The sequence below is a fragment of the Rheinheimera oceanensis genome, assembly GCF_018831085.1.
Lineage (GTDB): Bacteria > Pseudomonadota > Gammaproteobacteria > Enterobacterales > Alteromonadaceae > Alishewanella > Alishewanella oceanensis.
This window is the reverse complement of the sequence record NZ_JAGPNM010000009.1, coordinates 16,183-32,571: the sequence shown is the minus strand read 5'-3', so window position 1 is coordinate 32,571 and position 16,389 is coordinate 16,183. Positions and strand designations below refer to the sequence as shown.

General features: G+C 51.4%; 1 protein-coding gene. It reads left to right on the top strand.

Annotated elements, in window-relative coordinates; all coding sequences use genetic code 11:
• The first annotated feature begins 36 nt into the window (after positions 1–36).
• Positions 37–16,389, top strand: a complete 16,353-nt coding sequence (locus tag J3B89_RS17095; protein WP_215398945.1) for a hemagglutinin repeat-containing protein — start codon at positions 37–39, stop codon at positions 16,387–16,389.

The window sequence follows — 16,389 nt, the reverse complement described above, 5'->3', positions numbered from 1 at the left end:
TTTAAATAAAAAGTTTTTTAAGGTAGGGAAGCGAGCATGTTAACCATGAAATGGCGTGTCATAGTGGCAAGAACCCTGATCCTGGTCATGGCGGGTAATCCGGTTATTTTTGCTGCGCATGGTATGGAGCGCACAGCTAACGAGCATCTTGTAAAACAGGCGGCAGAGCAGCGCGAGATGGCCCGTTTGCGCCAACAACTTGCTGCAGCACAGGTGAGCGCTGCCCAAACTGTAGCCCAGGCAGCAGCGCCGGTAAGCACAGGTGTCAGCCTGGCAAATGGACAACAAGCTGGCATTAAAACATCGGCTAATGGTACCACCGTTATTGATATTGCTGCTCCCAGCCAGCGCGGTGTGTCGCACAACCGGTTTAATCAGTTTAATGTGCCGACCGAGGGCCTGATCCTTAATAACAGCAAAGATCCGCTTATTTCTGTACTCGGCGGCTGGACTGACGGTAACCGTCGTCTTAGCGGCGGTACCGCCGGCCTTATTCTGGCCGAAGTAACCGGCACCGGCCGGTCCAGTTTATTGGGTTATACCGAGGTTTTGGGCGATGCGGCCGAGTTTGTGCTGGCAAACCCCAATGGTATTACCTGTAACGGTTGTGGTTTTATCAATACGCCACGTGTTGTGCTGGCTACCGGTATCCCTGAGCTGTTAAACGGTGAGCTTGCGGGCATTAATATCTCCGGCGGTGATGTGCGTATTGAAGGCGCAGGCCTTAATGCAGCGAATGTCAGCAAGTTTGACATCCTTACCCGCGCCATGCAGCTAAATGCTGCACTATACGCCGACGAGCTGAATATCCGTACCGGCAGCAATTACTACGATTTTCGCACCGGCGAGGTGCAGGCAAATGCAGATCAGGCTGCGGGTAGCTCTGCTTATCAGTTTGCGTTAGATGCCTCAGCGCTGGGTGCCATGTATGCCAACAGCATCAGCCTGATTGGCACCGAAAAAGGCCTGGGAGTGCGCAGTGACGGGCTGATTAACAGTGTTGATAGCTTACAACTAACCGCCGACGGCCAACTGCAGCTGAAAGATACCGTTGCCGGCGGTAACCTGACACTAGGCTCGCAGCAGGCCGATATTATTACCAGCGGTACCACCTATGGCCAGAATGTTAGTATTGAGCTGGCGGGTACACTGCATAACAGTGGTGTTATAGCCGCTGCAGACACTATGCAGGTGGTTGCTTCCGGCATGCAGCAAGGTGGCGATCTGATTGCCGGCGTTAATCTGCAGGGCGAGTGGCAGCAAACTGCCGCGCAGCAACTTAATATCAGTGGTGATCTGGTTAACCAGGGCCGCATTATCAGCCAGGGCCAGCAAACGCTGGCAGCCGCCCGGCTACAGAACGATGCGGGGGCGCTGGTGCAGGGCGATATTGCTAATATCAGCAGCCTGTCGCTTGCTAACCAGGGCATTATCAATAGCACCAGCCTGGCATTAGCTACCAACAGTGCCCAGAGTTCCGGCCATATTCAGGCGCAGCAACTTAATATCAATGCCCGGCAGTTTAATTTGCTTGATGGCATGATTTATCAGTCCGGCGCAGACGGCCGTTTTAACTTCAGCGGTGAAAACCTGCTGTTAGCCGGTGGCTTACTGGCGGCTGATGGTGCCACAAAGGTTAATGTTGCAGGCGAAATACAGAATAATACCAACTGGTTAGCTGCCGGTAATGCCAGCATTAGCGCTACAAATATTATCAACAGCGGCACCTTGCAGCTGCTGGCCGGGGCTGACGTAACGGCAGATACATTAAATAACAGCGGTAATATGCTGTTTGCCGGTGAACAGGCGGCTGCACTTAACATTAGCAAGACGCTGGATAATCAGGCGGGTTTACTGCAATTTAGTAGCAACGCCATGCTGTCCGGCGCAACTATTAATAACGATGGCGGGCAAATTTATCATCTGGGGCAGGGGGATCTTTCACTTAAAGCTGCCGGGCAGTTAAGCAACCGCAGCGGCGAGATACTGAGCAACGGCAGTATGCAGCTATCTGCTGCACAGATAGAGAATCAGCAAGGTACCCTCAGCGCAGAGCAGCTTGCGCTTAGCGCAACCAATATTAATAGCCAGGCCGGTAATATCCAGGCAGGGTTGCTGGACATAACCGCGCAGCAGCTGAATAACCAGCAGGGCAGTATTGCTGCACTGGGCGGATCTGGCCAGAGTTTGCAGTTAAACATTACTGATACACTGGATAACAGCCAGGGCTTTATATTGGCGAAAGGCCAGCAGTTAAGCCTGAGTACTAAACAGCTTATTAACGATCAGGGCTCATTGCTGTTATCCGGCGCTGATGGTTTAACCATTAATGCCAGCGGGCAGTTGCGTAATCAGCAGGGCTTGATCCACAGCGGTGGCGGCCTGTTGCTTAATACGCCGTTGCTTAACAATAATCAGGGTGAGATCAGCGCCAGAGATATTAATATCAGTGCGGCAACGCTGAATAACCGGCAAGGTGTCATTGGTGCACAGCAGGTAACACTGGATGGCGCTTATCTGGACAACCGCGCCGGTAATATTGGCGCATTCTCAGCCGCCGGTCACAACCTGACACTAAACTTCAGCCAGGCTATTGATAACAGCGCACAGGGTATTATTCAAAGTGCCGCTGACGTTGCAGTGATAACCAGCCGGCAGCTTAATAATACTGACGGTAATATTGTACTGGCAGGCAGCAATGGCAGCCTGCAGGTAAGTGCCACTACACTGCAAAACCAGCAGGGGCAAATTCAAACTAACGGCCAGTTGCTGTTAACTGCAGACAATGTGCAGAACCAGGCGGGGTATATCGCTGCGCTGGGCGATGTCAGTATTAACGCAACAAGTGTCAACAACAGTGCCGGTCAGATCCTGGCAGATAAGCTGCTATTAAACACAGCGCAACTCACTAACACCGACGGCATGATTCTGGTGCAGAATGAGCTGAATTTACACAGCCCGTTGCTGGCCAACCTGCGTGGCATTATCTCAGCACAAACCCTTAATATAACCGGCAATACACTGGATAACACCGGCGGGCAACTGCTGGCAGCGGAAGATCTGAATATCAGCACCGGGCAGTTAACCAATCTTGACGGTGTTATCAACAGCCAGCAGACGCTGCAACTCAGTGCGGCAGAGCTGAATAACCGCTCTGGCGTAATACAAGGTGTTAATTCGTTTCATGCGCAGGTACAGGGCAGTACCGATAACCACAGTGGCCAGTTACTGGCCGGTGCTAACCTGCAACTGCACAGCGGGTTACTTGATAATACGCAAGGCACAGTAGCCGCCGGCGGGCAGCTGAATATAGACACCACAGAGCTGCAAAATAGTGAGGCTGGCGTAATCAGTGGCACAGCATTAAATATTACTGCAACCACGCTGCGCAATGAGGCACAGGCCAGAATAGAAGGGCAGCAACTTCAGTTAACCAGCCGGGTTATTGATAACGCCGGCACCCTGCTGGCAGCGGGCCAGCAGGGTGATTCTCTGGTTCTGCTAACAGATGTACTGAACAATCAGGGGCGTATCGAAAGCCATGGTGAAAACCTCAGCCTGACGAATGTGCAGCTAAATAACCAGCAGGGGCAAATTTACCATCTGGGTACCGGCGTGCTGCAACTGGAATTTCTGGCTGAGCTGAATAATAGCAGTGGCGAAATGTATTCTGCGGGCCGGCTGAATATTCACGGCGGTAATATTAACAACAGCAACGGTTCGCTGATAGCGCAGCAGGCTTTGCTGCTTAACGCAGCACAACTGGATAATAGCGAGGGGGCGATACAAACCTCGGGTAGTTTGAATTTGCAGGCTACGGCGTTAAACAACCAACAAGGGTTGTTATTAGCTGCGACAGATATGCAGGTGACTGTACAGCAACTGGATAACACTGAAGGGCAATTGCTGAACTTAGGTTCTGGGTTGCTGCATATCGACAGCCAGCAGGTATTAACGAATGATCACGGCACGATATACAGCGCGGGTAATCTGGCGATACAAACTGAAACTATGGCCAACCGCAGTGGTGAGTTACAGGCACAGGCTATTAGTTTAAGCAGTAACCAACTGGATAACCGTAGTGGGCAGATATTATCGTTGGCTCAGCAAGGTAGTAGCCTCAGTGTTGCAGTAACAGAGCAGTTAGATAACCGCGCAGGTGTAGTGTACAGCGCAGGTGGTGAAGCGGTAATCAGCGCTGATAGTTTACTCAATACCGCAGGTAACGTGGTGCATGCCGGTAGTGGCCGTTTGCTGGTAACAGCGCAAAGTATAGCTAATGGTGCAGACGGTGTTATCGCCAGTAATGATGCACTATGGCTTGAAGCGCAGCAGCTTGAGTCGGCAGGCCAGCTAAGTGCGCAGGAATTACATATTCAGGCAGATACGCTGGTTAATAGTGGTGCTATTGAGGCGGCTAATCTGCAACTGAGGGCAAACAATACTAATAGCAGCGGGCTGATTGCGGCCCAGCAACAACTGATGCTGAACGGCACAGCTCTGACCAACAGCGGCACTATTTTTAGTGAAGGTAACTTAACCCTTACCAGCGATCGGGTAACCAATTCCGGCACGGTAGCGCAATCGGGTATTGGTGTGCTGCATCTTGACGTGCTGGATAGCCTGAACAATCAACTCGGGCAGATTATCTCTGAAGGTGCCTTATTATTGGCTGCCGGCACTGTTAATAATAATCAGGGGCTTATTCAGGCCGGACAGGCAGACATCACTGTTACCGCATTGAATAATAATAACGGCCGCTTATTCAGTGACCAACTGCAAATACAAGCAGCTAATCTGAGTAATAATGCCGGCCTGATAGTGGCCAACGACAGCCTGTTACTGCAGGTAGATCAGACACTGGATAACAGCCGGGGCGAGCTGATTATAACTGGCGGCAACGCCAGCATCACTGCAGACATCCTCAATAACGATGACGGTATTATCAGCCAGTTAGCCGAGAGCCTGCAGCTTAACAGCGGTGTTATAACAAATAACGGCGGGACGCTACATAGTGCACAGCAGTTAAACATCAATGCAGCGCAGTTTGACAACAGTGGCCTGGTAGATGCCGCTACGCTGATGGTGGTAAGTGACAGCCTGACTAACAGTGGCACTATTCAAGCGGAAAATGCCCGGCTGAGCAGCACGCAACTGGTAAATGACGGCCTGTTACTGGCCACCGGTACTGTGGGTGAGTCTTTGCAGCTTGATGTGGCGAATGGCATTGTCAACCGCGGTCATATTCAAAGCCATGGCCAGAATCTGCTATTGCGCGATGCACTGGATAATGATGCCGGCACGCTGGTACATGCCGGTAACGGCGAATTGCAGCTGGCACAGTTATCCAACCGCCAGGGTACGGTGTATGCAGGCAATGCACTAACAATCGCCGGTAAGGTGTTAAACCGCGAAGGTATACTGCAAGCGCAGGGCACAGTAAATATCAGTGGCGCAGAGCTGGACAACCGCAGTGGCGTGATCCGTAATGGTGGCAATTTGCTGCTGGATGTAACTGCACTGGATAATCGCGACGGCGAGCTAAGCACTGAAGGTGAGCTTGCGCAGTTGCAGGTGGCTGGTAGCATTCTTAATGCCAGCGGTATTATTGTCAGTGCTGGTTCGCAGTTGGATGTACACTCTGCAGAGGTGGTGCTGGCTGATGGCGTTATTGCCGGGCACGGTCTGGTAAATATCAATGCCGGGCAGCTTAACGTCAGTGAGGGCGGGCAAATCAGCGCCGGGCAAACATTAGCGCTAAATGCGGACACACTGAGCAATCAGGGCTTGTTAAGTGGGCAAAATGTGCTGGTACAGGCAAGCGTACTGGATAACCAAAGCGGGGTAATCGAAGCGGCAAGCAGCCTGCAGGTGGCAGCAGGCTACGTTAACAATATCGCAGGTACTCTGGTAAGCCAGGGGGAACTCAGCCTGGATTTGCAAGGCCAGCAAGATGGTATAGCCCTGAATAATAATGAAGGCAAGATTATAGCGACCGGGGCTTTAGCACTGGTAACGCCTTACGCGGTAACTAACACTGCCGGACAGTTGTTAAGCGAGCAACAGCTACAAATACAGGCAGGTGCCCTTAATAACAGTAGTGGTGAGATACTGGCAGGCAACGGCTTAGCAGTTAATCTGAATGCAGCGTTAGATAACAGTGGCGGTGTGCTGTATAGCCGCCAGGGTGATCTGACACTGACAGCCCAGAGCCTACTTAACGATGCTGGTGGCTTAATACTGCAGCACGGCACCGGCCAGATGCAACTGACGCTGGATACCTTGCACAACAGTGGTGAAATAGGAGCCGGAACCGTATTAGCCGTAACGGCACAGCAGTTAACCAACAGCGGTTTAATACAAGCTGCAAGCGTTGAGTTGGCGGCACAGCAACTACGCAACAGCGGGAATTTGCTTGGTGATAACCTTTTTATCAGTGCTGACCAGCTTAATAATACCGACGGCACTATAGCTGCACTGGCCAGCGACAGCGTGCTGCAAATCAATGCCGCTGCATTAAACAACCAGCGCGGCCTGATCCAAAGCCGTGGCAATACTTTGCAACTGAATACCGTGCTGAATAATCAGCAAGGCGATGTGGTTTTGCTGGGTAATGGCACGCTAAATATCAGTGCACTGGCGAATAACCAACAAGGGCGTATCCTCAGTGAGGGCGCGGTAGCATTAGCCGGTGTAGTGAATAACAATCAGGGCATCGTGCAGGCGGCGACAGATCTGCAACTTGCGGGCACAGACATCAGCAATATTGCCGGTGTGATCCATGCCGGTGGTGCGCTGAACATCAGTGGTACCAGCCTGATTAACCAGGGCGGTAAAATTTCTGCTGCCGGGCAAAGCTATCAGCTGGCTATCAGCGGTGCAATAGACAACAGCCTCGACGGCATACTGACCACTGCCGGTAATATGGCAATAACGGCAGCGGGTTTAAATAATACCTCCGGCCTGATTTACCAGCAGGGCGATGGCAGTTTACTGCTGCAGGTAGATAACACGCTGAATAATAACGACGGCACTATTGCTGCAACTGATCTGGCAATAACGGCAGACCGGCTGAACAACAATACCGGCCTGATCCAGGGCGGGGCTGTGGATATCAGCACGGCGCTTTTGAACAATAACGCCGGCACGATTTACCAGCAAGGCAGTGCCGGTCAGCTGAATATTAGCACTGGCAGTTTAACTAACGATGCCGGCCAAATTTCAGCGCTGGCTGATGCCAATATCAGCGCAGGCCAGCTTAGCAATAATGCCGGCCGCATAGAAAGCGGTAGCGCACTGCACCTTAGCGGTGGTGCCCTGAACAACGATAGCGGCAACCTGGTTGCCAATAATATCACTATGCAACTGACAGGCGCCCTGAGCAATAATCAGGGCACCTTGTTTGCTGCAGATACGCTGACTATTGCCGCAGACAGTATTGATAATACGCTGGGCACCTTAGCCGCTAATGCTGATATACAGCTGACAGTAGCTACCGCGCTTACCAACAACCAGGGCTTATTGCAAGCCGCAGGCAACCTTGTAGCCAGCGCACAGCAAATTGACAACAGCGCCGGCACCATACAGGCCACAGCGGCCCAGCTAAATGCCCGGCAAAGTATCAATAACGCAGCAGGGGTGATTAACGCGCAGACACTGGCATTAAGTACTGCCGCGCTGAACAACAGTTACGGTGTTATTCTTGCCACCGACACCAGCGACAACTCGTTGCAGCTAACCGAGGTTAGTCAGTTAAATAACAGCAACGGTACCCTGGCCAGCCATGGCCGCAACTGGGACTTCACTCTGGCAGGCCTTAACAACGACAACGGTAAGCTGTTACATCTGGGCACTGGTACTTTTACCTTGTCGCAGGCGGGCAATTTAGCCAATACCGGTACTATAGCGTCTAATGCTAATCTGGTAATAAATGCCGGTAATGTCAGCAACAGCGGTACTTTGCAGGCACAGCAACAGCTGCAGCTTAACTCCGCCCTGGCGAACCAGGCCGGTGCCGTACTGGTTGCCAATAATATTACGCTTAATGCTGCCGGCAATAGCATTACCAACGCGGGTAGCATTTCTGCTGCGAATAACCTGCAACTGGACGCTGCCAGTGTAACTAACAGCCATTTACTCTATGCCGGCAATAATGCGCTGGTAAATGCTGCTAACGTTAGCAACAGCGGCACCTGGTCAGCCAATAACCTGAATGTATCCGGCTTTAATCTGTTGCAAAACAGCGGCCGCATTGAAAGCAATACGGCAACTTATACCGGTAATACGCTGCAAAACCAGGCAAGCGGTGTGCTGATTAACGCTGCCACTGCAGCCAACAGCCTGCAGCTTAATGTGGCACAGCTCAGCAACAGCGGCACCTTGTATAACAATGCCCGTGATATGAGCCTGGGCGGCAATCTGAGCAACAGCGGCAGTATTATTCATGCCGGCACGGGTAACCTGCTGCTTGGCAACAACGGCAGCATCAACAACGCCGGTGGCAGTATAGCCAGCGCCGGTACGGCCACCATGCAAAACAGTATTATCGGTGCCGGCACCGTGTATGCTGAGCAAGGCATGCTAATTAACGGCAGTGGTACCTTTACCAACAACAGCCAGCTGTATACCAAAGGCAATATGCAGGTAAACAGTGCGCTGCATAATCAGGGCGGCAGCCTGCTGAGTGACGGCAACCTGACCATTAATACCGCAGGTAGTGTAACGAACAGCGGCAGCCTGCAAGGGCAAAACCTTAGCCTGACGTCGGGGGTGCTAAACAATAATGGCGGTGTTATTACATCGACGGGTACTAATAATGCGCAAATCAGTGCAGCCAGCCTGAGCAATAACGGCGGGGTTATTCAGGCAACCAATAATAACTTTACTATCAGTACCCGCAGTGGCGAGCTGAATAACAGTAATGGTCAAATTAAGCACGGTGGTAATGGTGTTCTGACACTACAAAGTGCCAGCCATTTAAACCAGCAATCAGGCCTGGTGCAAAGCGCCGGCCAGTTAGTGGCAACGGCACAGGGCAACCTGGATAACAGCTATGGCGTGTTATCTGCCAGCCAGTACCAGCTTACCAGCAGTGGCACCCTTAACAATAATAACGGCCAGGTCATTGCTACGAGCAGCGGCACCGGCAGTGGATCAAGCAGTATTCAAAGCGGCACTTTGCTTAACCGCAGCGGACATATTGCTGCCAATGGCACTAACCTGACACTGAATACCGCTGCACTGGATAATAACAATGGCAGCATCCTGTTAGCCGGTAGCGGTAATCTGGCTATTACGGCAAGTTCAGTTACCAATGATGCAGCAAATTCACGGATTATCAGTAATGGCGGTATCAGTCTCAATAGTGGCAGCGCGCTTAATAATGCCGGGGTTATTTCTGCTGCCAACCTGCTTACGTTAACGGGTACTAACCTCACCAACAGTGGCACCCTGGCCAGCCGTAGCGGTAAGGTGGATATTGACAGCAGCGGTACTCTGACCAACAGCGGCATTATAAGCGGAGCAACAGCCGTAGATTTGGACGTGCGTACATTGAACAACGCCAGCGGCACAGTGCAGTCTGACGGCACTGTTGCGGTTACGGTAAACAGCCTGTCTGTTGGCCAGATTTATGGCCGGGACCTGCTGCTTAGCAGCAATAACAGCATTGCACTGCAAAATGGTGAGCTGCTAAGTGCCAGCCGTAACCTGCAGTTAAACAGCAATGGCAATATCACAAACAGCGGCAATATTATTGCCAGCGGTATGTTAAATGTAGACGCTACAGAGCTAACCAATAATGCCACTGGTGTGATCCGCTCTGGTGGTAATGCTGTGCTCGACCTTAACCGGCTAACCAATAACGGTATTGTCAGCAGTAATGCGGTATTAACGCTAAATGCAGCGAATACTACCAACACTGGCACCCTGGCTGCGGGTAACCATTTAGATATTAATGGCAATATCGACAACAGCAACCTGCTGTTCGCCGGCAGCCTGCTAACCATCGACGGTAATGTCAGCAATACCGCCAATATTTACTCCAATCAGGATGCAGTTATTTCAGGTGCCACGGTAACCAATACCGGCGGTACTATCGCCGCAGCTCAGGATTTAAGCATTAGCGGCACCATCTTAAATGACTTTGTGGGAACTTTGTCGTACACAGAAGGTGAAGTAACGCGGTGGAAGCGTTACCCAAATGTTGACGACCCACGTGATTATATCCTTGGTCATTACTATGGTTGGGGGCAAAATCTTTGGATTTACGCTGAAAGCGTTACTACACAGCACTATGAAGCCAAACTTACCGGTAAAGTTGGCGTAATTGCAGCAGGGCGGGATCTTAGTCTCGATGGCGATATTACCAATAATTACAGTGCTATTTCCGCTGGACAGGATATTAGCCTTACCGGCACCAGGCTAAAAAACAACAGTGCAACGAATAAGCAAGTTAACACCGTCACTGTAACACAGGAAGAGTGGGATGACGGTTGTATGCAGTATTTTATGGGAGACAATGGACCTGCAGGGTGCGCAGAGCCTGGTTATTCCACACCCACTGGGCAGGTAATGTCTGTTGGTTCATACGAGGAAACTACCTATACCGGCGGGGTTTATGGCAGCATTGTTGCTGGTCGTAATATTTATGGTAACTTAACCGAAGACGTTACTTTAGGTGATGTTTCTCCGGTAGCGTCAAACACACCAACCACCATTGCCAATGGCAGCAGCGGCAGTGCTTCTCGTGGTAGCAATGCCGGTGCCAGTAATAGCAGCAACGTTACGGTTAACCGCAACAATGGTACTAGCCAGAATACCAGCGGTGCTAACCGCTCTGCCAATGGTGTTACCGCCGGTAATAGCGGTACTGTTGATGCCGAATGGCGTGACAGCAATGTTAACCATACCGGCGTACAACCGGGCAGCCAGCCTGATAATGTAGGCATTGGTCAGGTAGTTGGCACTACCGCCCGCCAGATTAATACGCTGGACGCTGCAGGGCAGATAATAGTCAGCAACGCCGAACTACAAGGCCAGCAACAGCAAGCCGGGCAAGTTGGTAGTGCAACCTTGCAATCTAAGCAGCAGGCCGGGTTGAACACTGATGTCAGCGGCGCTGACGCGGTGCAACTGGTGGTTAACCCTGATGCCGGTACGGCAGCTGATATCGCTGTAAGTAACCCCACCCAGCAAATAACGGCTGTTAGCAGCGACAACCGCCAGCTTAATGCCGGTGATCTGTTGCATAAAGGCGGTACAGACACCGGCCCGGCGCAGTTAGTGGCAACACAGGGCGATGTGCGCAATGTACAGGTAACCGACCCTGCACGGCAGCAGGCTGATGCTTTGCAAACCGGTATCGGTGTGCAGGGTATTGGTTTTATGTCACCGGATATGGCCGCCAGCTTGCGGGTGTCGCAAGGCAGTGCACCACAGGGCCCCGGCCAGCAACAAGGTGGCGGCCTGGTGGGCAACGGTAATATCGCAGGCTCCGGCGACTATAACCCTGATCTTATTATTAAAGGCCTGGTAGATAACCAGCAGGGCACGCTTGCACAGCAGAAAAATAGTGCGCAGCAACAAAGTGCTACACAAGCTGCTACCCAAGGCAATAGCACTACCGGATACAGCACCGGGCAGCAGGTTGGCCAGAATGTGTTTATTACCGACGAGCAAATGCGCGTGCTCACTGAAGATTTGGGTTTTGACGCCAACGCCATTAATAAAGGCCAGCAAGCTCTGTATGCTGCTATCAGCCAGAACGATTTACTGGCCGACGGCGTAACCTTAAGCGCAGGCGGCACTATCGATATTACCGCCGATGCCGGTTTTAATATCAACAGCGGCATCGCTGCCGGTGAAGGTTTAATTCTGCGCAGCGAAGGCGGCCTTAATATGGGCAACTTCGGCTTCTTCGACAGCGAAAATCTGCTGGGCCTGCAACTGGGCGGCGATTTTACCAACAATATAAACCTGCAAAGCAATACGCTATGGCTGGATATTAGCGGTGACTTTACTAACCTTGGCAGCTTAACCGGCAATAATGTATTAAGTATCAGCGCCGGTAATAATCTTATTAACCAAAACCTGCTAAGCGGCGGCCATGTGCTGTTAAATGCCGGTGGCGATATTATTAACCGTACCGAGTTTAGCCAGCACACGGTGGAGTTTGCCAACGGCAACAGCAAAACTTACACCACAGTAGGCAATGCGCCGCAAATTATTTCCAACGACAGCCTGAGCATGACAGCCGGCAATAATATTGACCTGCAAGGCAGCAAATTCAGCGCCGCAGGCGATATTAGCCTCAATGCCGGTAACGACGTACTGCTGGGCGCAGTAGAAAAGCTCAGCGGCCATGAAACCTACTTTAAAGGCGGCCACGATATAGAGCTGCACCGCACTTATGATGTCGTCAGCTTTGATGCCGGTGGTAATTTAAGCGTGGTAGCGGGCAATAATTTGCAGTCTGAGGGGGCGGTGTTTGCCGCTGCTGGCGATGTTGAGCTGGCTGCCGGTAATGAGATGAACTTGCTGGGTGTAGTGGAATACCACGAAGACCGCGAGCAGCGCACCAAAAAAAGCACCTTTAAGAAGACCGTTTATATTGATGAAACCTACAGTGCCGAGCATCAGGGCTCGGTCATTGTTGCCGGTGGCAATGTCAGCCTGAATGCGCAGCAAGGCGCTGATGGCCTGCAACTGCTTAATTCCGGCAATGTGTTGCTGGAAGGCACTTACATTCAGGCTGGCGGCAATATGGTGGCCTACAGCGGCGGCGAGTTAAATATTGTCTCCGGTGAAGAATGGCAGGCTGAAAACCATGTGAAGAAAAAAAGCATGTTCGGCGGTTTGTTCGGCTCTACCAAAATCAGCGAAACCGATGTGCAGTACCTAGGCCATGCTGAGCTAAATGCCGGTGGCGATATGGTGTTGTTAGCGCAAAACGATATTAACGTGCTGGCCGGGCGTATTAACGCCGACAATATCGTGGCGCAGGCCGGTTTTGGCAATGAAGGTGCCAAAGCGGCAGATATTAATATTCTGGGCGATACCGAAACAACATCGCTGTACCAGGAAACCCGCCGTAACGGCCTGGCGCTGGGCTTTAGCGATAACTTTTTATCGGTCGCCAAAGAAACTGCGAATGAAAACCGCACTATTCAAACCGATTATGTTGGCAGCGTGTTTACCGCGAAAGACAATATGGCACTGACTGCCAGCCGCGATGTAAATATAGTAGGCTCAGAGCTGCATGCCGGGGGCAATTTGCTGCTGGATGCCGGGCGGGATATTAATGTGCTAACCGGCCAGGGCAGTGGCAGCAGTTACAGCCGCCAGACTGAAACCAAAACCGGTATCGCCATCAGTGCAGACCGCAATACCTTAAGCGTATTTGCCGGTGACGACACACAAAAAGACGCCTTAACCAGTAACAGTACAACGCAAACCGGCAGTGTATTAACGGCAAATAATGTGCAGCTAAATGCCGGTAATGACCTGCTGATATCAGGCAGTGATATTGCTGCGGTAAATGATATCCGCCTCAGTGCAGTAAAAGATATCAGCATTGTTACCGCACAAGAGCTGTTTAACCAGCAAACCGAACATAGCCATATCCGTGACGGCTTAACGGTAAGCGCCAATTACAATATTGGTAATACTGTCGATGCCATCAGCAATTTAGGCCAGGGCGGTGATGCGGTTAGTGTTGCCAGTTCGGTAATGCAGGCTGCCGACACCCTGAATAACGCTGGCCCAAGTGCCAGTGCGCATTTAGGCCAAACCACCACAACCACCACGAATACCGTGCAGCAAGGCGTGGCCAAAGGCAGCAGCTTAACGGCCGGTGGCAATGTTACGGTTAACGCCGGTGGCGATGCCTTGTTTGAAGGCGCCCAGGTAAATGCGACAGGCAATATTAACGTTGATGCAGAAAACATCAGTGTTATCGCCGCGCAAAACAGCAGTGGCAGCAAACATAATACCGAATATCTGCAAGTAGGCTTAAGCCTGAATGCCAGCACCACTAATGTCAGCTTAACGGCCGGGTTCAGCCAGTCAGACAGCGAGCTGAATAACCAGAACACCGATGCAATGGGCAGCAGCCTGAATGCCGGTGGTAACGTTAACTTAAATGCCCGCAACGACTTAGCCATTATAGGCAGTGACATTAACGGCGATGACAGCGTAGCGCTGACAGCCGGTAACGACATTATTATCAAAGCGGCCGAAAGCCAGTTTAGCAGTAACAGCCAGGACAGCCATTTAAGCGCCGGTGCCGGGGCTAACTTTGGCTCTAACGGCGTGGGCTTTACCGCCAATATGGCGATGGGCGAAGGCGAGCTGGACCGCGAAGGCACCACCTATAGCAACAGCCATATTACCGCGGGTAAAACCTTAACCGTAAAAAGTGGCAATGACACCACTATAGCCGGTGGTAACCTGGCCGCAACCGATGTGGATATGGATATCGGCGGTAACTTAACCGTGGCGTCTGTACAAAACACCAGCCAGGTAGAAGGTAGCCGCTGGGATGTCAGCGCCAATATCACGGTAGGTGCCGGTGCCAGCGGTGGTGCCAGTGCCGGCTATGGCGAAACCGAAGGCAGCAGCGCCTGGGTTAATGAGCAAAGCAGCATTATTGGCAGTGGCTCAGTCAATATCCGCACCGAAGGCCATACCCAGATAGACGGTGCCGTGATTGCCAATATTGATGAAAACGGTAATGACCTGGGTAACTTAACCCTGGACACCGGCAGCCTGGCCTATACCGACATTGCCGACCATGACAAAGAGAAAAGCTACTACCTGAATGTTGGCTTCACCATGGGTGATGACACCAACACCAATCAAACAGAGAGTGGTAACAACTACAACGCCAGTGGTAATTACAGCAACCACGACAAAGAGCAAATTAACCGCGCTACGGTAGGCGAAGGCAACATTATTGTGCGGGATAACCCACAACAAGACCTGAGCGACTTAAACCGCGACACCAACATTGCGCAGGAAGTGACCAAAGACGACAGCAAGGATGTGAACCTGTATGCCAGCACCACAGCGCTGGATAGCCTGGGGAATTTGGTTGAGAACCCAGAGCAGCAACTGAATAAGTGGAAAGATAATGTTGCCAGTGTCGGCAGTACCGAAGCCTGGGGGCAGGTGGTTGATAACGTCGAAAATGCCGCTTATGTCGCGCTGCTTGTGGCAACAGATGCGGTGACAGTTGAGGAATTCAACAACAATGTAGCCAGACAAAAGACGTTGCGGAAAAGTATCCTGACTCTGACAGATACTGAAGCCTCTCCTGAAGAGCGTAAAGATGCAGTGGAAGGCTATATCTTTAACGCTCTCCCCTGGAACGAAGACAGCCCGGATGCCATTGCAGCCAGAGACGCCATAGCAAATGAGATTGGGCAGCTAATGCTGACTGATCCGGCCAAGGCTGAGCAAGCTTTGGGAATGTTGGGTTCAGTAATGCAGCCAGGTCAGGCTGATGCATTGCAAACGGATTTCTTGCCGGTGGTGCTTGGCTTGCCGGAGTTATTGGTCTTCCTGGGGGTAGGAACCGCGGTTGTAGCCGGTACTGAGGAAGGGCGTCAGGCTGCATCTGACGCAGCAAAAGGAATTGGCAGCCTGTTTGGAAAGGATGCAGCACCTGCCTGGAGTGAAAGTGAGGTTTTTGGTAAGACGTTAACCGAGCCTTTTGACATTTTTAATATGTTGGAGGTTGGACAGGCTTATCAGATGGCAGATGGCCGGATAGTGGTTAAGTCAAACAGCACGTATATGACCATGAGCGATGCAGGCAGTGATTTAGGTGGCCTGCAGATGGTGAGTGCTGAGCAATTGGGCCAGCAGGGTGGTTATCAGGCAGGCGAGAGGATATCATCGAATACCGAAACCACAGCGCAGGGCGGGTTATCATCAAATACCGGAACTATAGCGCAAGGCGGTTTGTCATCAAATACCGAAACCACAGCGCAGGGTGGGCTCTCATCAAATACCGGAACACCAGTGCAGGAAGGGCATCTGGGTGATACTGTTTACTTGAGTGAGAATGGGAATGATGTTGAGAAAATTTATTCAGCATCTGGGCAGTCAGAGCTAAGAGAGACCAGACGGCCAGCGTTTGATACATGGCGAGCAGAAGGTATTCCTGGCACAGATTACACGCTTAATCCACATGCTTATAATAGTTTATTCAAATCAGGTCGAAAGGATATTATGCCTGACGATGTTTTGGATGCGCTCTCCAGTAGTTCAATGCCTGGTGAACAAGGCAGCTTGAAATTTGTAAATCCGGTCACGGGAACGCGAGTATTTGTTAACCCAGAGACTAAACAAGTTGTGGGCATCCAACCTGGAGATTTTGGAGACTAA